The organism is Larkinella punicea (assembly GCF_003334855.1).
In the GTDB taxonomy this organism is placed as follows: Bacteria; Bacteroidota; Bacteroidia; order Cytophagales; family Spirosomataceae; genus Larkinella; species Larkinella punicea.
In genome coordinates this window covers 88,778-115,104 of record NZ_QOWE01000020.1, presented here as the reverse complement: position 1 = coordinate 115,104, position 26,327 = coordinate 88,778, and the positions used below count along the sequence as shown (strand labels likewise).

At 54.2% G+C, this 26,327-nt stretch carries 18 protein-coding genes; 11 read left to right on the top strand and 7 right to left on the bottom strand.

The window, feature by feature from the left end; translation table 11 throughout:
• Positions 1 to 76 precede the first annotated feature (76 nt).
• Positions 77 to 931: a TraB/GumN family protein gene (locus tag DUE52_RS22560; protein WP_114408316.1), complete on the top strand. Its 855-nt coding sequence runs from the start codon at positions 77 to 79 to the stop codon at positions 929 to 931.
• Here DUE52_RS22560 and DUE52_RS22555 read toward each other — a convergent pair whose 3' ends face one another.
• Entirely contained in the window at positions 932 to 2,137 is a 1,206-nt protein-coding gene (locus DUE52_RS22555; RefSeq protein ID WP_114408315.1) for a DUF8457 domain-containing protein, read from the bottom strand. It lies immediately after the preceding gene.
• Between the two features lie 139 nt (positions 2,138 to 2,276).
• Between DUE52_RS22555 and DUE52_RS22550 the strand changes: the two genes are divergently transcribed.
• From DUE52_RS22550 to DUE52_RS22535, 4 genes are read left to right on the top strand one after another with little or no spacing between them, the layout of a single operon-like run.
• Positions 2,277 to 2,903 carry a thymidine kinase gene (locus tag DUE52_RS22550; protein ID WP_114408314.1) on the top strand — a complete coding sequence of 209 codons (627 nt, stop codon included), beginning with the start codon at positions 2,277 to 2,279 and terminating at the stop codon, positions 2,901 to 2,903.
• Between the two features lie 31 nt (positions 2,904 to 2,934).
• A complete protein-coding gene (porZ, locus tag DUE52_RS22545; protein ID WP_229312268.1) occupies positions 2,935 to 5,187 on the top strand; it encodes a type IX secretion system anionic LPS delivery protein PorZ in 2,253 nt (750 codons plus the stop codon).
• A gap of 29 nt (positions 5,188 to 5,216) precedes the next feature.
• A complete protein-coding gene (locus DUE52_RS22540; RefSeq protein ID WP_114408313.1) occupies positions 5,217 to 5,852 on the top strand; it encodes a uridine kinase family protein in 636 nt (211 codons plus the stop codon).
• A 46-nt stretch (positions 5,853 to 5,898) separates the two neighbouring features.
• Positions 5,899 to 6,828 carry an alpha/beta hydrolase gene (locus DUE52_RS22535; protein ID WP_114408312.1) on the top strand — a complete coding sequence of 310 codons (930 nt, stop codon included), beginning with the start codon at positions 5,899 to 5,901 and terminating at the stop codon, positions 6,826 to 6,828.
• 37 nt (positions 6,829 to 6,865) lie between these two features.
• Here the strand turns inward: DUE52_RS22535 and DUE52_RS22530 are convergent, their stop codons facing one another.
• The 4 genes from DUE52_RS22530 to nuoL all read right to left on the bottom strand — a co-directional run bounded on the left by DUE52_RS22530 (position 6,866) and on the right by nuoL (position 12,878).
• Positions 6,866 to 8,020 (bottom strand): acyltransferase family protein, encoded by a 1,155-nt coding sequence (locus DUE52_RS22530; protein WP_114408311.1) that lies wholly within the window; start codon positions 8,018 to 8,020, stop codon positions 6,866 to 6,868.
• A gap of 144 nt (positions 8,021 to 8,164) precedes the next feature.
• Positions 8,165 to 9,070, bottom strand: a complete 906-nt coding sequence (locus DUE52_RS22525; protein ID WP_114408310.1) for a prohibitin family protein — start codon at positions 9,068 to 9,070, stop codon at positions 8,165 to 8,167.
• Between the two features lie 206 nt (positions 9,071 to 9,276).
• Positions 9,277 to 10,941, bottom strand: a complete 1,665-nt coding sequence (locus DUE52_RS22520) for a complex I subunit 4 family protein (protein WP_114408309.1) — start codon at positions 10,939 to 10,941, stop codon at positions 9,277 to 9,279.
• Between the two features lie 32 nt (positions 10,942 to 10,973).
• Positions 10,974 to 12,878: an NADH-quinone oxidoreductase subunit L gene (nuoL, locus tag DUE52_RS22515; RefSeq protein ID WP_114408308.1), complete on the bottom strand. Its 1,905-nt coding sequence runs from the start codon at positions 12,876 to 12,878 to the stop codon at positions 10,974 to 10,976.
• 256 nt (positions 12,879 to 13,134) lie between these two features.
• On the opposite strand from nuoL, the gene DUE52_RS22510 reads away from it, so the two are divergent.
• A complete protein-coding gene (locus DUE52_RS22510) occupies positions 13,135 to 14,010 on the top strand; it encodes a phytanoyl-CoA dioxygenase family protein (RefSeq protein ID WP_165841000.1) in 876 nt (291 codons plus the stop codon).
• A gap of 62 nt (positions 14,011 to 14,072) precedes the next feature.
• Here DUE52_RS22510 and DUE52_RS22505 read toward each other — a convergent pair whose 3' ends face one another.
• A complete protein-coding gene (locus tag DUE52_RS22505; RefSeq protein WP_114408306.1) occupies positions 14,073 to 16,523 on the bottom strand; it encodes a TonB-dependent receptor in 2,451 nt (816 codons plus the stop codon).
• A gap of 95 nt (positions 16,524 to 16,618) precedes the next feature.
• Positions 16,619 to 17,434 carry a helix-turn-helix domain-containing protein gene (locus DUE52_RS22500; protein ID WP_114408305.1) on the bottom strand — a complete coding sequence of 272 codons (816 nt, stop codon included), beginning with the start codon at positions 17,432 to 17,434 and terminating at the stop codon, positions 16,619 to 16,621.
• Positions 17,435 to 17,625: 191 nt separating this feature from the next.
• Here DUE52_RS22500 and DUE52_RS22495 point away from each other — a divergent pair, with 191 nt between their 5' ends.
• The 5 genes from DUE52_RS22495 (at position 17,626) to DUE52_RS22470 (ending at position 26,284) form a co-directional block, all read left to right on the top strand.
• Positions 17,626 to 18,948 carry a Gfo/Idh/MocA family protein gene (locus DUE52_RS22495; protein ID WP_114408304.1) on the top strand — a complete coding sequence of 441 codons (1,323 nt, stop codon included), beginning with the start codon at positions 17,626 to 17,628 and terminating at the stop codon, positions 18,946 to 18,948.
• Between the two features lie 111 nt (positions 18,949 to 19,059).
• Positions 19,060 to 20,070, top strand: coding sequence for a T9SS type A sorting domain-containing protein (locus tag DUE52_RS22490; protein ID WP_114408303.1), 1,011 nt, complete (start codon positions 19,060 to 19,062; stop codon positions 20,068 to 20,070).
• Between the two features lie 302 nt (positions 20,071 to 20,372).
• Positions 20,373 to 20,711, top strand: coding sequence for a PadR family transcriptional regulator (locus DUE52_RS22480; protein WP_114408301.1), 339 nt, complete (start codon positions 20,373 to 20,375; stop codon positions 20,709 to 20,711).
• Positions 20,708 to 23,374 (top strand): ABC transporter permease, encoded by a 2,667-nt coding sequence (locus DUE52_RS22475; RefSeq protein WP_222930316.1) that lies wholly within the window; start codon positions 20,708 to 20,710, stop codon positions 23,372 to 23,374. Before DUE52_RS22480 ends, DUE52_RS22475 begins: the two co-directional genes overlap by 4 nt.
• Positions 23,375 to 23,572: 198 nt before the next feature.
• Positions 23,573 to 26,284: a PQQ-dependent sugar dehydrogenase gene (locus DUE52_RS22470; protein WP_114408300.1), complete on the top strand. Its 2,712-nt coding sequence runs from the start codon at positions 23,573 to 23,575 to the stop codon at positions 26,282 to 26,284.
• The last annotated feature ends 43 nt before the right edge of the window (positions 26,285 to 26,327 follow it).

Sequence of the window (26,327 nt, the reverse complement as noted above, 5' to 3'; positions counted from 1 at the left end):
AAGCTGCGTCCAAGTCCCCTTCAGGGGATTTAGGGGCAGAAGCGAAACAGAATTATCAGACATAAGTCCTAATACCATGAAAACGCTTTCTTTTTTACTGGTTCTCGTCTCTACAACCACCTTTTCGCAATCCCTGCTGTGGAAGGTATCGGGAAACGGGCTGAAAAAACCGTCCTATCTCTTTGGTATCTACCACATTATGAAGGATAGCTACCTGAACCAGAATCCCAAAATCAAATCGGCCTACGAAGGGGCGGAGGGCGTGGTGGTCGAAACCGAAGTCGACTCGTCGGCCATGCTGTCGATGGCCATGCGGGGGCTGATGCTCGACAAAAGCCTGGACAAACTGCTGTCGCAAACGGATTACCAACTGGTGGCCGACGAATTCAAGAAGGGAACGGGCTACGATCTGGCGCTTTTCAACCAGATGAAACCCATCGTGACGGCCACCATGCTCAGTCTGGCTTACGTTCAGAAAGAGTCCGATACGCTCAACAGCTTCACGGGCTTGCCGCTCGATCTGTATTTTGCCAGCGACGGCCGCAAACGTCAGAAAACCGTCAGTGCGCTCGAAACGATGGAGGAGCAGATGGCTTTTTTGTTCGACCACGATCCGGTGGAAAAGCAGGCGCAGAACCTGGTGGAAATGGTGAAGGAAAAGGACGATATGCACGACATGAGTAAATCCGTGACGGAACTCTATCTGAAACAGGATTTGCAGGGCATGTGGAAAATGAACGAAAAATCCGGGAATACCTTCGGCAACATGACCTACCTGCTCGATGAGCGCAACCACAACTGGATGAAGCGTTTACCGGGCCTGATGGCTTCACGGCCCACTTTCGTCGCCGTGGGCGCGCTGCACCTCCCCGGTCCGCAGGGGCTGGTCGAGTTGTTGAAAAAGGAAGGCTATCAGGTAGAACCGCAGTAATTACACCGCAAACCTGCGTTTCAGAATATCGACCAGCATCGCCACTTCGTCGCTGCTCATGTCCCACAGATACTGGGCAGCATAGCGGTACGAAACCAGATCGCGGGCCTGATCGTAGCTCGTCGCGCGGTTCAGTTCTTCAATCGCTTCGTTGTAGGAAGCCGCGTTGCCGTTGAACAACTGATTGATAAACATGAACTTCTGATTCAGCGAAATGCTCTTGCTGATGCTTTCGATGGGCGCGCGGTAGAACGTTTCGCCAATCGTCGCCGGTCCAGTCGTTTCTGCATCCACTTTCAGGCTTTCCTCCAGCGTCGACGTTTCGTTCAGATGGGTGGTTGCCTGGCTGGGCTGCATCGACGGTGCGGGCGGTTCGACCGAGGAACCTGAATCCGACAGAAAAAGCGGTTTTACCGGCGCATCTTCATCCACGGGAGTGCCATTGACCGTCAGGCCCGAACCGTTGACGGGTGGTGGAACGGCGGGCGTTGCCGGAACGGCGGTATTCTCCACTTCAGTATCAAAAAAGGACTTGTTCGCCGTTGGCGTCGGTTGCGGGGGGGAAAATTCGTAGGAGGATTTACGGAGCAAAACCACCGGATCGAGCAGCAGTTTTTCCGAAAACAGCGGAATGTATTTCTCCGGTTTTTCCAGCTCGCGGCTCCGCTGCATCAAAATTTCATCGAGCCAGTTCAGCGCCTGATTGACATAAACGACGCTTTTCCCTTTCATGCGGTCTTCAATAGCCGCCGGAACAAACTTGTTAATCTGGGTATAGCGGGTCAGTTGGTGGGCGGCCTCGGCTGTCAGGGAAAAATCGGGCTGGTTGCGCAGGGCTTCGTCGAAATAGTGGCGCGGGTCGAACAGCAGAATCAGCGTCCGGCGGGTGGCTTCGGTCAGCAACGGCTCCAGATGTTCCCGGCGCACCGAAATGTGTTGCGACACCGTATTCATAAATACCTGCATCGCCTGCCGGACATCCGGGTGTTCAAAATCGAAAAAAGGACTGCGAAAACGCTCCGCATCGCTCCGCCATTTGTCGGACAGGCTGCTGATAACGAACAGATTGACCTGACTGACGGGGCTTAACTTTAAGAGTTCCTGCCCGCTGATGACGGTATGATGGGCAAAAAAATCACCCGCCACTTTTCGGGCGTATGATTTGCAATATTCAGTAAGGGAGGAGGCATTGAACTTGTTCGACATATCAAAATATCTTTGCTTTGTAAAGATATGGTTTTCGCTTAGAATATTCCGATCAGACATTGGTGAAATTCTCGTTAAAGCCAGTTTGGCCACAACAAGAAGAGTGCCAGATTAGTAATCTATTCAACGCTACGAACGTATGTTTATTGAACCGAACCGCCGGCGTGAACCGCCCCACCTTCGTACGGGCTGGATTGAAGTGATTTGCGGCTCCATGTTTTCCGGAAAAACCGAAGAACTGATCCGGCGCATCAACCGGGCCGTGATTGCCCGGATGAAGGTGGTGATTTTCAAACCGTTGATCGACACCCGGTACCACGAAGAAAACATCGTTTCGCACAATGCCAATGCCGTTCGTTCGCAACCCGTCCAGACGGCCCACGAAATTCTGGCCCTGGCCGGTGACAGCGAAGTCGTGGGCATCGATGAAGCCCAGTTTTTCGACGATAAAGAGCTGATCGAGGTGTGCAACCACCTGGCCGACAACGGAAAGCGCGTCATTCTGGCCGGGCTGGACATGGACTTTGAAGGCAATCCCTTCGGTTGCATGCCGCAGTTGATGGCCATTGCCGAATACGTCACGAAAGTCCACGCCATTTGCGTCGTTTGTGGCGACATCGCCAGCTATTCCTACCGCCTGAATCATTCCAAAGAAAAGGTATTGCTGGGCGAAACCGACAGCTACGAAGCCCGCTGCCGCCGGTGTTATAATCTGGGTAATCAGGTGGTTAGCAAGGAATGGGTGTATGAAGATAATGTGAAATGATGCGCATTGAATGATACATATTAAATGTAAAATGATGAATGTAAAAGGAATTGTATGCCGGAAGCGAGGGCGGTCTATTTCACTTTTACATTCATCATTTATCATTTTACATTTATCATTTATTACACTTCTTCCCTGCGCGAAGGCGCAGCCCGGTACCTGGCATTCCCACCCCAGTTTTCTTTCTGCCCAAACCCTGGCGGCTGTTCAGAACAAAATTTACTGCGCGTCGGAGAACGGTTTTTTCTACTTCGATCCAACGGCGAATGAAACCACGCGGCTGAGTCGCGACGACGGTTTTAGCGAAAACGGCATCAGCCAGTTATTTTATGTAAGTGAGCAGAAACGGTTGCTGATTGGATACCGCAGCGGCACCATCGACCTGCTTTCCGTCAGTGATTCCGGCGAACCCGGTCCCCTGACGACGATTACCCTTATACGTGACGCCACGCAGATCCCCGGCAGCAAACGCATCAACCACGTGTCCCGAACCGGTAACGACGCCTACCTGGCCTGTGATTTCGGGATTGTGGTGCTGGATGTCGTCAAATCCGAAATCCGGGATACCTACCGAAATATTGGCCCCAACGGAACGCCGGTGGTGGTGTATGCCACAGCACTGACCAATGATTCGATTTACGCATCCACCTCGCGTGGACTGCTGGCGGCTCGTTTCACGCCAACGGTCAATCTGGCATTTTTTGGCAACTGGAAAACCGTCTCCCTGCCGCCTGGCGCTTCCGTTCAATCGGTGGTGGGCGTCAACAATCGCTTGTATGTGGCCTGGCCGGGGCAGGGCGTTGCCGAGCGGCAGGGCGGGCGCTGGACGGTGGTCAAACCGTTGCCGACGATCACCGGTTTGCTGGCAACGGCGACCGAGTGGATTGCCACCGCGCCCGACGAACTCCAGCGCGCATCGGGCGTGCTGATGCAAAACGCGTTGCTGGGTGAGCCGAAGGAAATAACCGAAGCCGCCGACAGTTTCTGGGTGGCCGATTCGCTGTCAGGATTATTGCGCCTAACCGGCACCGCCGTTCAGTCCGTTAGCCCCGACGGTCCCGCTTCGGATGTTTTTCAACGATTGACTGCCGACCCGTCGGGTCAGGTGCTGGCGTTGCCGGGCGGTTTTTCCGACGATCTGAAACCGCTGCGTCGCCGTCGGGGCTTCGATCGGTTCAGCGATGGGCGCTGGCAGAACTTTCTGACGTCGTCTCTTCCCACCGATTTCGTCACGGCAGGCTATAATCCGACCGATCAGCGGACGTATCTGGGCAGTTTCGGGGGCGGATTGTGGTCGTCCGACAACCCCAATTTGGCGGAAGTCGTAAACCGGGTGTTTGCCAACATCAGCAGCCTGACGGTCGATCCAAACGGTGACGTCTGGCTGGCAACGCCGACGCTGGATTTCGGAAAAGCAACGATTCATGTCCGGCGGAAAACCGGGCAGTTCGAGTCGTTTATTCCGGGACGGGGCGATATTCATCAATTGATTCTGGACGACAGCGGTTTTTTGTGGATGCGGCTGAGCAGCTACAACGGCGGGGGCATGCAGGTTTTCGACCCGAAAACGAACCGGACCCGGCTTTTGTACAACCAGTCGGGCGAGGGCGATTTGCCGGATCGGAACGTTCGGTCGCTGGTGAAAGACCGCGATGGCCTGATCTGGATTGGAACCGACAACGGCGTGGCGGTTTTTGATAATCCGGCAGCGGTTTTTACCGGAACCGTCAACGCATATCGGCCGGTTTTCGACCGTCGGCGGTTGCTCAGTGGCGAGTCGGTGACGGCGCTGGCGGTTGACGGCGGTAACCGGAAATGGATCGGAACCACCAACGGAATCTATCTTTTCAACGAGGACGGGACGGTTTTAGTTGAAAATTTTACCGCTGATAACAGTCCATTGCCTTCCTCCCAAATCACCGATATTGCCGTTGAACCCACGCGTGGTGAGGTGTTTATCGCTACGCCCAACGGCCTGGTTTCATACGGTGGAACAGCCAGCGAACCGGCTCCGGTTTTTGCGGGCATCACGGTTTTTCCGAACCCGGTTCGGCCCGATTTCGGCGGTCTGGTCAGCGTGCGGGGGCTGGTCGAAAATACCGTGGTCAAAATCATGGATGCAGGTGGGCAACTGGTATACGAAACCCGGTCGCAGGGCGGAACCGCCACCTGGAACCTGCGCGACTACCGGGGCCGATCCGCCGAAACCGGGGTCTATTTTGTGTTTGCGGTTTCGCCGGATGGCAAAGAAGGATTGGCGGGTAAATTGGCCGTCGTGCGGTAATTGTGGTTTCAACGTTTTATTTTTGTAGAATGACCACCAAACCATTCATTGTCGGGATCACGGGCGGGAGCGCATCGGGAAAGACATCGTTTTTGAAAGGACTCATCTCCGCGTTTTCGGAAGACGAAATTTGCCTGATTTCGCAGGATAATTATTACAAACCACTGGATCAGATTCCGCGTGATGACATTGGGGTGCACAATTTCGATTTGCCGCAAACCATTGATCACCTGCGGTTTGCCTGGCACATCCGGCAACTTCACGAAGGCAAGGTGGTCGAAACGATGGAGTACACGTTCAATAACCCGAATGTGGTTCCCCAGAAGCTGATTTTCAAACCAACGCCCATCATTGTGGTGGAAGGGATTTTTGCGTTTCACTTTGACGAAGTAGCCGAACAGCTTGACTTAAAGGTGTTTATCGACGCGAAAAACAAGATTAAATACGAACGGCGGATGGTGCGCGATCAGGCCGAACGCGCCCTGACCCCCGAAATGATCAAACACCAGTGGGATTATCACGTCCGCCCGACCTACCAGGAATTTATCAAACCCCACAAAGCGATGGCGGATATCGTCATCCCCAACAACCTGCACTATCAGAAGGGGCTGGAGGTGGTGGTTGGGTATTTGAAAGGGAAAGTCGCTACTTTCGAACCAAAATAATAAAAACCGGTCGCCGGATGCGGTGACACTACTTCCTGAACCCATTATGAATTTCACCCTAACGCTGCTTTCAGCGACGCTCTTACTGACCACTTCTGCGATGGCTCAAAAACCGGAAACCGTTGATCTCTGGCCCAAAAACCAAATTCCGAATGCGATACCGAACGAGGCCGTTCAGGAAAAATCGGAGCTGGGCAAAGACGGTATTTTACGAATCAGTGATGTTAAAGTTCCGACGATAACGGCTTTTCTGCCGCCAAAAGACAAGGCCACCGGAGCGGCCATTCTGGTGATTCCGGGCGGAGGTTACGGCATTCTGGCCTACGGACACGAAGGCGAAGAAATGGCGAAATGGTTCAACGAACGCGGTATTGCGGCTTTTGTGCTGAAACACCGCCTGCCCGACGACCGGACACAGACGAACAAACACGAAGTGCCACTGGCCGACGCCATGCAAGCCATGAAGCTAATTCGCCAACATGCGGCCAAATGGAACGTCAACACCGACCGGCTGGGCGTCATCGGTTTTTCGGCGGGCGGTCACCTGGCTTCTACCTTATCGACCCATTACCACCGGGGCACCACCGCCAGCGAAGAGGCCAAGCCGAATTTTGCGATTCTGATGTATCCCGTCGTAACGTTCGGGGCCAAAGCGCACGGCGGTTCGCGCGAGAAACTGATCGGCAAAACACCCAGCGCGGAGCAGATAGCGTATTATTCGAATGAATTGCAGGTGGATGGCAAAACCCCGCCGACGTTTCTGGTCCATGCGCAGGACGACAAGGGCGTGCCGGTGGAAAACAGCATCGACTATTATCTGGCACTGACCAAAGCCAACGTCCCCGCCGAAATGCACATTTATCCGAAAGGCGGCCACGGCTACGCACTCCGGGTACAGGGCAAAGGCTCGATTGAAAACTGGCCCGCGGCCTGCGAAGGCTGGCTGAAGTCGATGGGGTTGCTGGAGAAGAAATGATTGTTTCGCGGGCGGCCCCGTCCGCGAAACAACCTTTTTATACCCTCAAGAACACCTTCTTCTTATACAGAAAATACAGAAACGCCCATTTCACGGCCAGGAACGCCAGCACGGCACCCACCGCCCGGATGGGTTCGGAGAAGAAACTGAGGATGCCGCTAAAGAAGAATTTGGCCGCGTATTCGAAGTCGATGAACTCCCCGGCGATGTAGATCAGGATGGAGTTCATACCAATCACCGTGAAGAAAAACGCCCAGCCGCTTACTTTTTTGACGTCGATGATCCAGTAAAACAACGCCAGCATCAGGATGCTCCAGCCCCCGGCTACCAGTGTAAAGGAACTGGTCCACAGGTTTTTATTGATCGGAAACACCAGTCCCCAGCTATAACCCAGCACCAGACAGGAGATGCCGCCCAGCACCAGCCACAGCGTTTTCTGGTCGCGGTGGGCGGATGGACCGTCGCTGCGGAGCAATTTTCCGGAAAAAATACCGAGCAAGGCCGTGGCGATGGCAGGAATGGTGGAAAACAGACCCTCCGGATCATGTACTTTGAGATACAGACGGCCCGGCAGCACCGACCGGTCGACGTAACCCGCCAGACTGCAATCCATCGTTAAGACGCCTGCCCCGCAGCCCGGTACCGGAATGAGTTTCATGGCAGCCCAGTAGCCCAGCAGCAACCCGGCAAACCAGGCATACTGAACTTTCGGATTCGGAAAATACAGGTAGATCAACTGGCCAAACATACCGGCCAGACCGATCCGGGCCAGAACGCTCGGAAACCGCATGTCGCTGATGGGTTTGGTGAACAAACCGTTGTTGTAAACGATGCCCAGCACCACCAGAATTAGACCGCGTGTGATGATTTTCCGGGCCAGTTCGCTTTTCGCAACGCCCCGTTCCAGCCGGCTTCCGACGGCAAACGGCGTGGAAACGCCCGCCATAAACAGAAAGAGCGGAAAGATGCAGTCGTAGGGCCGAAAACCGTCCCATTCGACGTGGGTGAACTGTTCGGCCATGAAGAAGGCCCAGGCCCAGCCGGTGGTTTTGGCTAAAACGTGAAAAATTTCTTCTCCTCCGGCAATCCAGAACATGTCGAAACCCCGCAGGGCATCCAGGGACATCAGACGCCGGACGGGCGCCGGTTGGGCAAGAGCAGGCTCTGAAGAAGCCGTAGAAGTTGATTGCATACCAGTTTGTAGAATAGACCGTCTATACTACTGCTTCGGGTTTAGAACGGGCTATCGGTTTTTACCCCTAAATCCCCTAAAGGGGACTTGGACGCAGAATGAAACGGATGCGTAAAGCCTCCTTTAGGGGATTTAGGGGTACTATTATTTATCATTCAGAATCAGCGGCACATTCCCGCGTCCGCCCAGAACGATAATTTTGGCATTGGGCGAAGCGGCCAGTTCGCGCTGGGCCTTTATCTGTTCGTAGACCAACTGTTTGTCGGACAGGCCTGTGGCCAGAATTTTCTGGTAATCGGCGATACCCTGGGCTTCGACGCGCTTCCGCTCGGCTTCCTGCCGCTCTTTTTGCAGAACGAACTGCATTTTCTGGGCATCCTGCTCGGCATTGATTTTCGACTCGATGGTGGTTTTTACGGACGCGGGCAGGTTGATATTCCGGATCAGCAACTGTTCCAGCATCAGCCCGCGTTTCGTCAGGTCAGATTCGATGGTTTTGTAAATCCGGTTTTGAAATTCATCCCGTTTGGTGGAATAGAGCGCGACGGCATCGTAATAAACGGCGTTGTCACGAATGCGGGTGCGGGTGATCGGCCGAACGACTTTGTTGGAATAATCTGAACCAATGCTGCGGTAAATTCGCGGAGTTTCGGTTGGGTTGACACGGTATAAAACCGTCAGGTCAATGATGACTTCCAGACCGTCGGCGGTGAGCACCCGGATGGCATCGTCGCCCTGCTGGCCGCTCTCATCCTGAACGCCCGACATGGTGTAATTCTGCGTTTTAACATCAAATTCCGTGACTTCGACCAGGGGATTGACCCAATTCAGGCCACTTTCCAGAACACGATCCTGTACACTGCCAAACAAACTCTGGACACCCACTGTCCCGGCATCAATTTGACGAATGGACGAAGTAGCTAATCCGATCAGGATCAGAATAATACCGACTACTTTCAGTGGCCGGGAGAAGCGGGAGAATTCAAGCGACGGCGTATTGGTGGCGAAACCGATGATTAAGGCGAGTGCGCCAAGGATCAGAAGGAACATAGTTTTCGGTAGCAATGGGCCTTGGCCCGTGGTGAGTTTGGAACAGCAGCTTGTAAAGCCCTGGAAGAAAGGGGGCTAACGGCTAGTAATAATACAAACTTTTATCCACAGATTTTGATAGGAACGCGGATTGAACGGATCGAGCGGATTAAAAAATGATTTATCCGTGAAAATCCGTTGCATCCGTTTAATCCGCGTTCCCATTACTATTCCACACTAAACCGCTGAATCCACCCCGCAATGGTGGCGTTGGAGAGATTGAACAGGAGATTGGGAAATAAACCGAGCAGCAGGGCCAGGGCCGCCAGCGGAATCAGCATGAGCCGTTCGCGGGCCGTGAGATCCGTAAGCTGACCGATGAATTCGGTGCGCGACCAGAGCGTTCCGAAGAACATGCGCTGGAGCGTCCAGAGAAAATACGCAGCCGCCAGGATGATGCCCAGCGTGGCAACGGCCGTCATCCAGCCGGGTAGCCAGAGCGATTGGAAACTGCCCATCAGCGTAAAGAGTTCGCCCACGAAACCGGAAAAACCGGGTAACCCCAGGGAGGCAAAAAACGCGATGGCGGTCAGGGCGGTGTAAGTGGGCATGGCACCGGCCAGACCCCGGTAACTATCGATGCGCCGGTCGTGGGTGCGGTCGTAGAGAACGCCGGTGAGCAAAAACAGCATGGCCGACAACACGCCGTGGCTCGCCATTTGGTAGACGGCTCCGTTGACGCCTTCTGAGGTCAGGGAGGCTATGCCGAGAAGCACAAAGCCCATATGGGAAACGGACGAGTAGGCAATCATTTTCTTGAGATCACTCTGTGCCAGCGCGTTAAAACCGCCGTAGACAATCGAAATGACACCTAAACCGGCCAGCCACAATGCATATTCAGCCGCTCCGTCGGGAAACAGTCCCCAGCCAATTCGTAGAAAACCGTAGCCCCCGATTTTGAGCAAGACCCCCGCCAGCACCACCGAAACCGGCGTTGGCGCTTCCACATGGGCGTCGGGAAGCCAGGTGTGAAAAGGCACGACGGGCAGTTTGATGGCAAATCCCAGAAAAACGCAGAGGAAAGCCAGCATCCGCGACGGAATGCCGAACACGACGATTTCGCCGGTTGGCCCCAGAAACGAGTTGGGCAGGTAATTGCCGCCGTGGGCCATGTAGCGCAGGTCGAAGGTATGCACCAGTTGCTGCGGCTGGATTTTGTAGTCGGCCAGCAGAAACTGAACCTGACGGATGATGTCGTCGGTGATTTCCGAACGGTCGCCGATCAGGCCGATGTTGATGGCAGTTTCGACCGGGTCCATGACCGACAAATACAAGCTGATCATCACCAGCAGAATCAGAACCGAACCCGCCAGCGTGTACAGGAAAAACTTGATGGATGCATATTCCCGGCGCGGCCCACCCCACAAACCGATGAGAAAATACATCGGCAGCAGCATGAATTCGAAGAAGAGGAAAAACAGGAAAAAGTCGAGGGCAATAAAGCAGCCGATGATGGTGGCCGTCAGCAGCAGATACAGGGCGTGGTAGGCTTTTAAGCGCTTATCGATGGTCCAGGAAGAGAGGGCGCCGACGAGCATGACTGCGCCCGTCAGCAAAACCAGCGGCAGGCTAATGCCGTCGATACCCACCAGATAATCAATGGACACGACGCCGAGCGAACCCAGCGGCAGGCTGATCCAGTCGAAGCGTTCGAGGAGTTGGTAGTCGGTCTGCGTGGGGTCGAAAGCGGCATAAATGGCTCCGCAGACCAGCAGTTCGAGGCTACAGGCTACCAGGGTAATCCACTTATAAACGTTTTTTCGGCTGTCGGGTAAAAGAACCACGAGCAGCGAACCGAGCAAAGGAATGAATAGGAGTGATGACAGCATAATAGTTTGTCAGGAACCGCCAACGCGGCAACCGACTAGATCAAAAACCAGAGAATTACTAATAAACCCACCACCGCACTGGCAATGTAGGATTGCACCCGGCCGTTTTGCACCGATCGGGTCAGGTTGCCCAGCCGCTGCGCCAGCCACGACGCCCCGTTGACCAGCCCATCGACAATCATGCGATCGGCCCAGCCAATCATGTGAGACAGCACAACGGTGCCAATACCGACGAAATCAACCAGCTTGTCGATCACCCGGCGATCGAAACCGTATGAGAGATACGCCAGCCGAACAAACGGGCGGACGATCAGCCGTTTGTAGAAGCCGTCGAGGTACCAGTTGTGTTCCGACAACCGGCTCAGGGAGCTGGATTTTGTCAAAACCGGCATTCGCCAGCCCAGCCACAAGCCCAGCGCAACGACCGAAATGGAAAGCAACGCAATCCACAGATGGCCCCCGTGATCGCCGACGGCGGGAAATAACCGGAAAAACCAGCCGTGTTCCGCCGAAAACGGGTTTCCGGCAAACACAAAACCGATGGATAAAACCGCCAGCAACAGGACCGGAACCGTCAGTAGCAGATCCGACTCGTGCGCCCGATTTTTCGGGTTTCGGGCGTCACCAAAGAACACCAGCCGACCTTGCCGGGCCATGTAACAGGCCGTTAAGCCGGACGATAAAACCGCCAGGATGGGAATGATATAGGCCAAACCGCCCTGCGCCCCAGCCCAGCCAAACGCGCCGGTCAGAATGGTTTCTTTCGACAGAAAACCAGAGAAAAAGGGAATGCCGGCCAGCGCAGCCGCACAAACCGCCCAACCGGTGAAGGTGAGGGGCATGGCTTTGCGCAAACCGCCCATCTGCCGCATGTCCTGTGTATGAACGCCGTGAATGACCGACCCGGCGGCCAGAAACAACCCGGCTTTGAAAAAGGCGTGGGTCGTCAGGTGAAAAAGCGCTCCGCTTACGTTGCTGGTTCCCATCCCGATCACCATCAGGCCGAGTTGCGAGACGGTGGAATAGGCCAGCACTTTTTTAATATCGGTTTGATAGAGCGCCGAATAAGCCGCCATCAGCATGGTGATCGTGCCGACGATGGTGATGAGCAGCAGGGCGTCGGGCGTCAGTAAGAAGTGGATGCGGGCGAGCAGGAAAATACCGGCGGCCACCATTGTGGCGGCATGAATCAGGGCCGAAACCGGCGTTGGGCCTTCCATCGCGTCGGGGAGCCAGGTCGTGAGCGGGAACTGGGCCGACTTGCCAATACAGCCGCAAAAGAGACAAAAACCGGTCAGCGTCGCCAGCGGCCCGTTGGAAACAAACAGGTCCGGGAGTTCGGCCAGGTCGGTGGTTCCCGCTTGAAAAAGCAATAGAAAAATGCCGAGGAGAAAACCCGCATCGCCAATGCGGTTCATGATAAACGCCTTTTTGGCCGCGGCAGCCGCAGCCGGTTTTTGAAACCAAAAACCGATGAGCAGATACGACGACAGGCCAACCAGCTCCCAGAAGGCATATAGAACGATTAGATTGCCCGCCAGCACGATGCCGAGCATGGAACCGATGAAAAGACTCAGAAACCCAAAATACCGGTAGCGGTCGCGCTCGTCGTGCAGATAGGAGATGGAATAAAGCTGGACCAGCAGGGCGATGAAATGCACGATGACCAGCATCAGTAAGGTGAGCGAATCGAGCCGGAAAGTGATGGGAACCGCCCGACCCGGAATCAGGAGCCAGTCTGTGCGGAGGGTTAGAACATCGGTGCCGGTTTGGGTGGCCACGAAGACCGACAAACCCAGCCCGGCCAGCGTCAGGACTGCGGCTGCCCCCCCGGCCCAGAGATTAATTCGCCGACCCGCCAACAGGCTCAGGGTGCCGCTCAGAAAGGGCAGAACGATGAGAAGCCAGAGAAGTGTATGGATGGTATTTTCGTCGAACATCGCGCAAGATAACGCCGGACGTTTGCCGGGGCAAATATCCTGAATAAACCAACCAATAAAAATAATTAGTTACTTTTATGGCATATTAGTGACGTACTAATCAATCGCATTATAAATTTGATTCACACCCTTAATTCTCTTCATTCCGATGGCCGTGGCAACCTCACAATCTACCGAAAATTACAGCATGAATCTTCCGTGGACGGAGTCTCCTTTTTTTCGCTCCGAATTAAAAAAAGCGAATTTAAGTCCCGAAATGGAACGCATTGTAACGCAGTATGCCGAAGGCGGTTTTGTGGTTTTCGATCCGGATATTGACGAGTCGATTCTGAACACGGCTCTGGAAAAACTGGAACCTAAACACCTGGCAGTCAAGGATGACCGGATTCAGGATGCCTGGCGGGATGTCGACGCCGTGCGGCAGATTGCCATTGCTCCGAAGGTGCTGGACGTGCTGCGAACGCTCTATCGCCGGGAGCCAATTCCGTTTCAGACGCTGAACTTCAAACTCGGTACGCAGCAACGGACACACAGCGATTCGATGCACTTTCATTCGATTCCGCAGCGGTTCATGTGCGGGGTCTGGGTGGCGCTGGAGGATGTCCGCGACGACAACGGTCCGCTGCACTACTACCCCGGTAGTCACAAGCTGCCATTTTATGATTTGTCAGACATCGGAATTCGGGCTACTTCGGCCAAAAGCCTGGACGAAGCCTACGGGAAGACCTATCCAAAATACGCTGATTTTCTGAGCGATATGATTGAGGCCCAGGATTTGAAGAAAGCCGTTCTGAACATGAAAAAGGGCCATGCCATTATTTGGGCCGCCAATTTGCTGCACGGTGGCGAGAAGATTCTGACCCCCGGTTCGACCCGGTACAGTCAGGTAACGCATTACTTTTTTCAGGATTGCGTGTATTACACGCCGTTACAGTCGGACATGCCGTTGGATAAATTGTATCTGCGCCAGATTACCAACATCATCACCGGCGAAAAGGTCGCCAACAAATACATCGACGAGTACATCAAACAGGACAACGAAGGCTACGCGATGCGCATCACGATTCCGACGGCGGTGCGCCGGATCGGCGGGCTGATTTTGAAACCGTTCCGGAAATTGCTGGGGCGATAGGGCCGCGCTGCCTGGGTCAAATTGATCGTATGCCATTCTGAGTTTAACCCGACGTCACCTCCTCAAAACTCCTTCTCCCCAAATTCGCTGGCCGGCAGCCGGGCCTTTTTGGAGGTCTGGTTAAAGGTGTAACTGAGGTTCAGCAGGAAAATGTCGGTTTCCTGGATGTAGTTGGTGGTGGTATAAAAATTCCGGCCAAAGGTCGTGATGCGTTGCTGGTTGGTGCCCAGTAAACCCAGGTCGATGTTTTGCCATTGCAGGGTGGCCGTCATCCGGCCCTTCAAAAAAGTCTTTTTGGCCGACGCACCCGGAATGATAAACCGGGAATCTTCACCCTGGGCCGTGATTCGTTTCGAGAGGTAATTCAGGGTGGCCTGGACCTGAAACGTGGGCGAAAACCGGACCGTCGTATTGGCATTGATGGAATAAACCACACTCGACGTGTTCACGATCACCGCGTTGTTGAACAGCGCCCCCTTGATCTGGTAACGGTACACGTTTCCGCCTGCATACACCTGCCAGGCTTTCGTCAGATTCAGGGTCGTTCCGGCTTCCAGTCCCCAGGATGTGGCCAGCCCGGCATTCGTGTAAATCCGGTTGAGAATCGTATCGTTGTAGACGCTGTTGACGCGGTTTACCACATTTTTAATGCGCTGGTTGTAAAGCGTTACGAAGAGATTGCCCTTATCAAAATCTTTGATCAGTCCGATTTCCGACAGGTCGATGAATTCGGGCAAAATGTTGGGGTCGCCGGATTCGAGGGTTTCGGAGTGCTCGCGCTCCGGAAACGGGTTCAGCTCGTTGTTGGTCGAGCGTTGCACCCGTTTGCTGTATCCGGCTTTGGCCCGCAGCGTTTTGCTGATGGCGTACTGGACATTTAGCGAAGGGAAAAGGTTGGATAAATTCAGGTTCCGGGTTTCCTGATTCCCTGCCGTAAAAGCTCTCGTGGCGTATTCATACCGCAGTCCGCCGATGTATTCCAGTTTCCCGGTTTTGGCCGAATACTGCCCATACACCGAATGAATCTCGTTCAGAACCTTCGTCGTGCTGCTGAACTGCGGAACGACCACAAACGCACCGGTTTCCAGATTCTGGTCGAGGTACTGAAAATTGCCTTTCTGAACCTGGTTGCGGTATTGGTAACCGGTTTCGAGTTTGCCCTTGCCCACCGTGACGGCGTAATCGGCCTTCAACCGGTAGGCATTCAGCGGGTTCTGGCTGGGGTTGCGGGTGTTTTGCAAAACCGTTTGCCGGTCGGGCATCCGCAGGTTCGCATTGGTCGTTAACCCGTCCAGATCGGCTTTTTCGAAGAGACCGGAAACCGTAAGAAGGGATTTATTGGAAAAAGTGTGACTATAGTCCAGATTGCCGAGCGTAATGGCGCTGGACTTGCGGGCGATGTTCGAATTGAAATACGAAATCCGGCCGATGACATCCCCCGTAACCAGGTCGGTTTTGGTATTGTCGTAAACGATGTCGGCCCGGCGCGACTGCGAACGAAAACCGGTGTAGAACCCCGCCGAAAACGCGTTGTTTTCGTTGGGCGTATAGGTCGCCGAAGCCCGGCCCGTGTAGTTATACCGGATAAAACTCCGTTCGCCCACCGAGGGGAAGGCCGTGTAGCGGTTGCCAATGGTGGTGTTGACGTCGCCCACCCGCCGACCGGCGATGTCGTTGCGGAAATAATTCCCACTGACGGTTACATCCCACTTGGCCGACTTCATACTGAACGTGGCATCGGCCCCAAACCGGACGGGCTTGTTCAGGTTGTCGTAGGTATACAGCGAAGGCAAACCGCCCTGAATATTGGCCGAAAAAGACCGTTGACCGGCCTGTGCGGTTTTCGTCGTAATGTTGATGATACCGCCCTTGCCGTCCGGGTCGAACCGGGCCGAGGGGGAAGTGATCACTTCGACGTTTTCAATCGAATTGGCGGGAATCTGGTTTAAGATCAGGGTCGGATCGGTCTGAACCGGTTTTCCGTTGACCAGCACCAGAAAGCCCGACGACCCCCGGAGCGTAATGCCGCCTTCGCTGTCGACCGTAACGGAAGGCGTGTTTTTCAGGACGTCGATGGCCGTTCCGCCCTGGCTGCCGATGAATTTATCCGCGCGGTAGACCTGCCGGTCAATTTTGTTGTCGACGGTTTGCCGTTCGCCCTGGACGTTCACCTGCTGAAGTGTCTGCGTATCAGCCTGTAATGCGATGATTTGGGGAACGGTTGGTTGAGCAGAAACCGGGAGGCTGAACCGTTTTTTGCGATACCCGATGTACTGGGCTTCTATGTAATACGGCGCAGCGGGAACGTTATCGAATTTGAAATTTCCCGCGTCGTCCGTCAGGGTGCCATTGACCAGCGTCGAATCCTGGCTCTTGTAGAGCGCTACCGAACCAAATGGCAAGGGGCGGTTGGTTTCATGATCGACTATTTTACCGGTAATCGATCCGGAATTTTGGGCCTGAACGAACGGGATCGCCAGAAATGTGGCCAGCAGGGTTACAAAAAATTTCATCGGAAGTATACCTTCGCCTTGTGAGTTAGTCAGAGGCAAAGGTATATCCCGCTATGTCAGGCGGTTTTGTAGATTACAGCCGTAAACTGGTACATTCAGGAAATTCCTTTCCGGTAGACGCTCGGCAAAACGCCGGTTTGGCGTTTAAAGAACTTATTAAAATGGGAGGGGTCCGTAAAGCCCAGTTCATACGCCACTTCTTTCAGGGTCTGGAAGGAATACAAAAGGAGTTTTTTCGATTCGGTCGTCAGCCGTTCGTCGATGATTTCGCCCGCCGTTCGGTTTACGATTTTCCGGCAGGTGTTGTTGAGCGTTTTAGACGTAACATTCAATTGTCGCGCGTAGTCGCCCACCTCGCGGTTGGTTCTGAATTGCGCATCGACCAGCGCGAAGAACTCTTTTAAGAGGGTTGGAAGTGCCTGACTTTCATTCGATTTGATTTCCCGTTTCAGCAGGTTGAGCAGCAATTGGAGATAGGTCTGGATAATGGCCTGGTAGTTACTGTTCTGCTGTTCATATTCGACCTCGATGCTCCGGAACAGCTCAACGATGGTCGGATGGATGTGGCTCAGGTCAAAACCGCTCGGAAAGGCCAGCGGAAACGTTTGAAACAGCGCTTCGTAAAAAGGATGATCCAGCAAAAAGTCCTTCTGCACCATCACCACGTACCCTTTCGGAATCTCGGTCAGTTCCCAACTGTGAATCTGGCCCGGCATCACCAGATACAGGCTATGCGGTTTTACGGTAAACCGGTTGAAATCAATCTGATGCGTACCGGCACCGGCGTCCAGGTAAATGATTTCGAGGTAATCTTTGTGACCATGCGGGTTGGTGGTTTTAATTACCTCCTTCATCCGTTTGATCCGGAACAGTTCACGCTGGTTCAGCTTGTTTTTGATGGTAATCTGCATGGGTTAAGGGTCGTATGGGTCACAACAATCGCTAAAATTACAATGAAATTTGCAACGTTGATTCGGGGCTGTCTCAGCCCGGAAAGTGTTAATTTCTATGGATGTGGGCCTGTTCCGGAAAACCGGCCGGAAGAATGATAAAATTAGTCTGTATTGTACTAATTTGCTGGTCTACTATTCCTACAATCCTGATGACCACTTCCCGCAGAAAATTTCTTCAGAAATCGTCCCAAATCGCCACCAGTGTTGGCCTGACAACCGCCTTGACCGACCTCGTTGCCGCGCCCTTAAAAACCGCCCCGACCGATGAAGTGGTGGTGGCCCTGATCGGCTGCAACAGCATGGGCTGGTCCGACCTCAATTCGATGCTCAAACAGCCGGGTGTGCGGTGTGCCGCCTTGTGCGATGTCGACAGCAACGTGCTGAACAAACGCGCGGCTGAACTGGAAAAATCGTCGGGAAAGAAACCGGTTCTGTACAGTGATTTTCGGAAACTGCTGGAAAACAAGGACATCGACGCCGTAATCATCGGCACGCCCGACCATTGGCATTGTCTGCAAACCGTCTATGCCTGCCAGGCGGGCAAGGATGTGTACGTGGAAAAACCGCTCGCCAATTCCATCGAAGAATGCAATCTGATGGTGGATGCCGCCCGAAAACACAACCGCATTGTGCAGGTGGGGCAATGGCAACGCAGCGGTCTGCATTGGAATGCGGCTCTGGATTTTGTGCGTTCGGGAAAAATCGGCCGGATTCGCTCGGTCAAAACCTGGGCGTATATGCCGTACGGGAAAAGTTTTCCGGTTATGCCAGACGGCCCCGTTCCGGCGGGTGTCGATTACGACTTCTGGCTGGGACCGGCTCCGAAACGCCCGTTCAACCCGAACCGGTTTCATCGGAGTTTTCGTTATTTCTGGGATTATGCAGGGGGGCTGATGACCGACTGGGGTGCTCACATGATCGACATCGGGCTGGCGGGCATGAATGTCAGTTCGCCCAAAACCGTCGTGGCCCTGGGCGGCAAATACGGTTTTCCGGACCATGCCAGCGAAACACCTGATACGATGCAGGTGATTTATGATTACGGCAATTTCACGCTGCTCTGGGAGCAGTCGCTCGGCACGGGGCGCGGCCCGTTCGACCGTGAACACGGCGTGGCTTTCGTCGGAAACCTGGGAACCGTCGTGATCGATCGTTCCAAATGGGAGCTTTTTCCGGAAACCGACGCGGGAAATTACCTCGTTCCGGCCATGCCGCCGAAATTCGGGAATGGAAAGGATCTGGACAACCATACACAGAACTTTGTGACCTGCGTCCGGACCCGGCAGAAGCCCAACTGTCCGGTAGAAGTGGGCCGGGATGTGGCTCTGCACGCGCATCTGGGCAACATTGCCTACCGAACCGGTGAGAAGCTGGTTTGGGATGCTGAAAAAAAACAGATTGTTGGCAATGAGAAAGCTAACCTGCTGGCTCAGGCCCATTACCACGGCAACTGGGTCGTTCCCCGCTCGTAGCGAACGCCTTTCAATCATTTTTGCTCTTCAAAATAGTGACTTTCGGGGACAAAAAACTTCTAAAGTAGTATGTTTGTACAATAAAAAAATGAACACACCGAAAGACCGCCTATGAAAACGACTACGCACCTGATGAAGGTTTTGCGAAACGCTTCTTTGATTCTGGGATTGGGACTGTTGGGAGCCCGTGTGACGGTGGCGCAATGCACCCAGAAAAATGCAAAGGATCAGACTGTTGACTTTCGGTTGACATACGATAAAGCCACCCAGCGCATCACGGCCTGGTACGTGCCCTCCATATCGAGTACACACCGGCTCGTAACCGCCCAGTTTAGCATCATCACCCCCAACGGCTTTACGGCCCCGGAAGCCGGGTCGGGGCGGGATTCACAATTCGAAATCACGAATATAAACGGCACTTGGCAGGATTTTGTGTTTGATAATGAGCTGTTTACGTCAAAGGCCTATTCCCCCCTGGCGTCAATGGAGAATGTGGCGGTTCATCAGGTGGGCATGGCTCCGCAGGCCACGGATGTCGGGGCGGTGACAGCAGGTGTTCCGGTACCACTCTTTTCCTTTGTTTCAACCGAACAGGAAGGTGTGGTGCGGATTGCGGAAACCGGAGAAAAAATTCAAAAAGATATTCTGAGCAGATTCGGAAGCAACATCAGCAATGAGATGGCCATTCAAGCGCCGGTCAAAGCCTTTGTCCGGGCCGAAGAGCGGTATTGCAAGAACGACGTTCAGAAAAAAATCGAGTTTACAAAACCGGTCCTGATCGATCCCAGTGCGGCCACCACCGTCAAACCAACGGCGGGCGTGCAAACCGTGGGCGTGGCCGGAACGGATGATCTATTGGGCAATGAACAACTGATGGTGACGCCGAACCCGGCCACGGTCGAACTAACGGTGTTGTACCAACTGCTGTCGGCTGGCAATGCCGGTATTGATCTGGTGGATGGGCAGGGCCGGATCATTCAGACGCTGGTGGCCCGCAAACACCACGCGATTGGAAAATACCACCTGAAAGTGACCTTGCAGGATGTGGCCGCCGGGCTGTATTTCTGTTCCCTGAAAGGCGAAAATGTTCAGAAAGCCGTGAAAGTGATCATTGCAAAGTAGTTAAAAATGCCCCTGAAAGTAAAAAGCCGGAAACTGCCTCGTTTCCGGCTTTTTTGTTTGGGCAATTGCATTCGGGGTCTTCGACGGTTTCCGGTCATCCCGTCTTTGCAACCGCTGACAGGGTCTTCGACCGTAGCGACGGTCCGACGCTGTCAGGGTTACAACGTGTCCGTTTCGGGACGTAAACTGTCCGTATTTGGACACCCGACCGGTGGGAATGCGCTGAAATATAGCCACAAGAGCGTATTGGCTGGTTTGGCAAAGGATTTGTACGATAAAATAGAGACTAATGCCGAAACCCGATGCGTCGTACTTATTTAGGAGAGTTTGAAGAGATCGTTTTGTTGATGGTGGCCATTCTCGACGGGGATGCCTATGGCGTAACCGTCAGCCAGGAGATCGAGCAGCATACGGGCCGCCAGGTGACGTTCGGAACCGTTCACAACACGCTCATCCGCCTGGAAGAAAAAGGCTTTGTGACGTCCCTGCTCGGCGGGTCCACCGCCGAACGCGGTGGTCGGCGGAAGCGGCTGTTCAAGGTCACGGCCCTGGGCAGCCGGGCGTTGCAGGATATTCAGCAACTCAGGAATGAACTCTGGCAACTGCTTCCTCCCAACACCCTGAAACTCGGCGGCTCATGAAGGCTCCTCAATTTTCAAACCGCCCGCCCCGCTGGGCGCAGCGGCTTTTGGCCTGGCTTCATCCGTCGGAAACGCTGGAGGAAGTCGAGGGTGATCTGGACGAATTGTATACCTACTGGCATCGGCGGGCGGGCAAAACCGAGGCTACGATGCGCTATGTGCTCAATGTCGTGTCAGTTTTGCCGCCGTTTGTGCGCCGACGGCAACGGAAAGAAGCGCATCAAACTCCCTCAAACTTTCACCCTGCTATGCTGCGGAGCTACTTCAAAATTGCGTTCAGACATCTGATCAAAAACCGGGTGTATTCGTTCATCAACATCGGCGGTTTGGCCCTCGGCATGGCCTGCTGCCTGCTGATTTCTCTGTATGTATATGATGAACTGAGCTACGACCGATTCAACACCCACTACGAGCACATTTACCGGCTGGTTGAAAAGCAGCAGCAGCCGGGCGGAATTTATGACGTAGCCGCCACCCCCGGTCCGTTGGCCGCCACCCTCACGAAAGATTTCCCGGACGTGCAACAGGTCACCCGCGTCGGGCGGTGGTCGGGTTTGCTGAGCCAGGGCCGCCGGTCGGTAGAATCGAATCAGATGCTGGTGGTTGACCCCGGTTTTTTCAGAATGTTCAGTTACCGTCTTCTTGTGGGAAATCCCCTGACGGTTTTCCGGGCACCCGATGAAGTAATTTTCAGCGAGGCCATGGCCGAACGGTTTTTCGGGGCCAACTGGCGGCAGCAGAACGTGCTGGGGCAGTCATTTAAGCTTAACAATGAGAAAATGCTCATGCTGGTGGGCGTGGCGGAAAACCCGCCGGTTCAGTCGCACATTGAGTTTGACGTTCTGCTGCCTTTCAAGTGGCTCGAACGGAACGATGAATGGAGTATGAAATGGAACAGCAACAGCTACCATACGTACGTTCAGCTCAAACCCGATCCGTCGGGCGAACCCGCCGACCCGGCCGCGTTCGCGGATAAAGTCCGGCACCAGCTCAAGCGGTATGATGTGGGCAACGAAACGCCACTGCTGCTGCAACCGCTGTCGGAAATCTATTTATACTCCAAATTTGCGTTCGAAACCGATCACGGCCGACGCAGTGATATCGCCTACATCCGCATTTTCGTCACAGTGGGGCTGATTGTGTTGCTCATTGCGGTGATCAATTTCATCAACCTGGCCACGGCGCGGGCTTCGCAACGGGCCAGAGAAGTGGGCGTTCGGAAAAGTGTCGGGGCGCAGCGGGGGAGTCTGGTGACGCAATTTCTGGGCGAAGCACTGCTGATGACCGTATTGGCCGTGGCGGTATCGCTGGCACTGGCCCAATTGCTGTTGCCGTTGTTCAACGATCTGGCGAACAAAAACCTGGAGATTCCGTATCCGCTGCCGGTTTTCTGGCTCACATTGGCGGGATTCACCGCGTTTGTCAGTTTGTTGACGGGCCTTTACCCGGCTTTTTTCCTTTCATCTTTCCGGCCCATCCGGGTGCTAAAAGTCGGCGTTGCGGGCCATTTTTCGAACGTCAAAGCCGGGCGGGGTTTTCGGCAAACGCTGGTGATCGGGCAATTTGTGTTGTCCATTGCGCTGGCCATCAGTACCATCGTAATCTATCGGCAGTTGTCCTACATGCAGAATACCAAATTGGGATTCGATCAATCGCAGTTGCTCTACGTGCGGCTCAAAGGCGATTTGCGCGGGAAGTCGCAGCCGCTCAAAAGGGAAGTGGAGCAGTTGCCGGGGGTTGAACAGGTATCGACTGCGACGAGCAATCTGGTCAATATGAACAACAGCTCGAAGATTGAATGGGAGGGGCAGGTTCCGAAAGATGAGTTTCTGATTACCAACATGAACGTGGATGCCGATTTTGTGAAAACCGTCGGCATGTCGCTGGCTGCAGGCCGGAATTTCTCGGCCCGAATCACCAGCGATACCTTGTCTACACTGGGGGCCTACCTCATCAACGAAACAGCCGCCAAACGCATGGGGTGGACACCCGTAAGTGCCGTGGGAAAACGGGTCAAATTCTGGGGGACGGACGGGACGATCGTTGGCGTGGTGAAAGATTTCCATTTCCGGCCTTTGCACGTCGGTATTGAACCCTTCATTTTTCGGTTCCGGCCCAAAGAGTTCTATTTTACGCTGCTGGTCAAAACCAAACCCGGTCTGGTAGCGCGTACGCTGACCGACATCACGCAGGTGTATAAAAAGATCGACCCCGATCATCCCATCAGCTACGGTTTTGTGGATCAGGATCTGGATGCGCAATACCGCTCCGAACAGCGCATTGGTCGCATTATTCTCTGCTTTGCCATTCTGACCATTCTGGTGTCGTGTCTCGGTTTGTTTGGTCTCACGGCGTTTACGGCCGAGCAGCGCACCAAGGAAATCGGCGTTCGCAAGGTGCTGGGGGCCTCCGTTGCCAGCATCGTGGCGCTGCTTTCGAAAGACTTCCTGAAACTGGTGCTGATTGCCCTGCTCATTGCCAGTCCGCTGGCCTGGTACGCCATGAATTACTGGCTGGAAAGCTTCGTCTACCGAATCGAAATGCAGTGGTGGATCTTCGCCTTAGCTGCCGTTCTGGCCTTGGGCATTGCGCTGCTGACGGTCAGTTACCAAAGCGTGAAAGCCGCGCTGATGAATCCGGTGAAATCACTTCGTTCAGAATGAATAATAAAGGAATATCGAATAATGAATATTGAATAGCGAACAGCGAGGTTCAATAGCGGTTTTCTGGTTTTTTTTCGATAAAAATGGCTGATTGGGCGAATTTGGCACAAGATCAACAGCATTTGGTACAGGATTAACAGGCCATCTGGAACGGGAGCCGGAACTTTGGGAAAATTTAGAAACCCAACTCCTGCTCTCATGAAGAGATACGCTACCTTATTTTGGAGTATTGGTCTGTATGTCATCAGCGTGGTCGGTTGGTCGCAAACGCCACAACTTCGCTTGCAGACCGTTGCGACGGGCCTGACCAAACCGGTCGATGTCGTCAGCGCTGGTACAAATCGGCTGTTTGTTGCCGAAATGGGCGGTAAAATCAAAATTATCGAGTCGACCGGTACGGTTCTTTCAACGCCTTTTCTCCAAATTCCGGCCGATCGATTACTCGATGTTGAGTATAACGGTATTTACAGCATCGCTTTTCACCCCAATTTTGCCAGCAATGGCTATTTCTACGTCTTCTATAATCAGAAAGACGGACAAGGCATTCTTTCCCGGTTTACCCGGAATGGCAGCAATCCGAATGGCGCGGATTTGGCGAGCGAACTGGTTCTCATGACCTTTCCGTTTCCGGATAAAGGTCATCGGGGGGGCAAAATCCTGTTTGGACCCGACGGATATCTGTACATTTTTGTCGGCGATGATGGAAATGTAGGCCGGGGGCAAATGGGCGATGTGCTGGGCAACGCGCAGAATCTTCAGAAACGCTACGGAAAGATCCTCCGCATCGATGTTAACAGCGGGTCACCGTACGGTATTCCGCCAACCAACCCGTACCTGACTCCCGGCGATGGGATTCCGGACGAAATCTGGGCCCGCGGTTTGCGCAATCCCTGGCGGTGTAGTTTCGACCGGGAAACGGGTGACCTCTGGCTGGGTGATAATGGGCAGGACGGGTATGAAGAAGTCGATTTTGTAGCGGCCACGACTGGTAAAATCGTGCCTGCGGCCCAAAATTTCGGGTGGCGTTGCTACGAAGGGGCGCATCCGTACGCAACGGCCGATTGCAATCCAGCGCAAAGTTTGGTGATGCCCCTGCACGAATACGCCGGTTTTTCCAACAATGGCAACCAGTCGGCTTCGGTGGTGGGGGGCTATGTCTACCGGGGCAATGCCTATCCTTCCCTGCGGGGTTGGTACGTATACGGGGACTATGCGCAGGGGAAATTGTGGCTGCTGCGCCGGGAGGCCAATAATACATATCAGACTATTGTGCAAACGCCAACATTGGTGAATCCCATCGGTTTTGGCGAAGGGGCAGATGGCGAACTTTACGTTCTGACGTTCAACGAAGGGACGCTGTACCGGATCACAACCTCCGAATCACCGGTGGCAATGAATCGTCCGCCCGTAGCGCCATCCCCGCCTGCGCTGGCTGCAACGGTCGGCCAGGCTTTCACGACCACCCTACCGGTTTTTACCGATCCGGATGCTGACCCCTTAACGTATGCGCTGACGAGCCTGCCTGCGGGGCTGACCTTCAACGCCGGTAGCCGCCAGATCAGCGGGACACCCACCCAGTCAGGCACTTTTTCGCTGGTTTATTCCGCAACCGACGGTTTCCTGAAAACCGACTTATCGATTTCTCTGACAGTGGCTGCGAGCAGTACGGTCGTCACCGGTAATTTTGAAGGGTTTCTGGATGTAGTCAATTGCAGCACGATTTCCGGTTGGGTCTGGAATCGGGACAAACCCAATACGCCCCTTCCCGTCGAGTTTCTGGACGGTGCCACGAGTGCCACGGCGGTTTTGATCGGGTCGACGCTGGCGAATGTCTACCGGCAGGATCTGAAAAATGCCAACAAAGGCAATGGCGAACACGGGTATAGTTTTGTTGTACCGGAAAGCCTGAAGGACAACCAGACGCACACGATTTGGGGGCGGGTGCAAGGCTCGACGTATATTTTGAAGTGGGCTCCCAAAACCATCAACTGCGCGGGGACGGGCCTTCCGCCGACCAACGCGGCTCCGGTGGCTCCGGCGGTTTCATCCCTGACGGCTCCGGTCAACGTGGCCTACGCTTCTGCCGCCTTGCCTGCTTTTTCGGATGCCGAAAGTGATCCATTATCGTATTCACTGACGAGCCTGCCGTCGGGCTTGAGTTTCAATGCCGTTACGCGGGTGATCAGCGGAACGCCCACGCAGCAGGGGACTTTCAACCTGGCGTATGCGGCCACGGACGGTAAACACACGCCGGTTTCGACGACGCTGACCCTGACCGTCAATGGAACGGTTGCTACTCCGCCGGTCGTGACCGGCAATTTTGAAGGGTATTTGTCGGTGGTGAACTGTCAGGAGATGCGGGGCTGGGTCTGGGATCGGAACAAACCGAACACGCCCCTGACCGTCGAGTTTTTTGCGGATGGCAACACGATTGGAACCGTCGAAGCCAAAAATTACCGGCAGGATTTGAAAGATGCCGGCAAGGGCAATGGCGAACACGGGTACGTATTTCAAACGCCTTCAGCGATGCGGGATAACGTCAATCACCAGATTAGTGCAAAGGTGAAGAACAGCACCTACACGCTCAAAGGTTCTCCGATGTCGTTACAATGTGCCTCTTCCGCCCGGTTATTGGCATCCTCCGAAACGTCCGGGCTGGAGGTGGTTGTTCGGGGAAATCCCGTCACCGGCGATGAACTGGTGGTGGAAGTTCGGGGAGCCGCCGGTCAGCCGCTGCGTCTGCAACTGAACGACCTGAACGGGCGGCTCATCAGCGAGCGACAACTGGAACAGGCGCAGGAAGTGGAGCAGCACACCCTGGGCTTGAATCATCACCCGGCGGGTCTGCTTTTGCTCCGGATCAGTACACCAACCCGGAGCAAAACCGTTAAAGTTGTGAAATTAAATTGACCGGTTTGATCAGTCTTGCGGCCTGACGGATGCATGTTCGTCA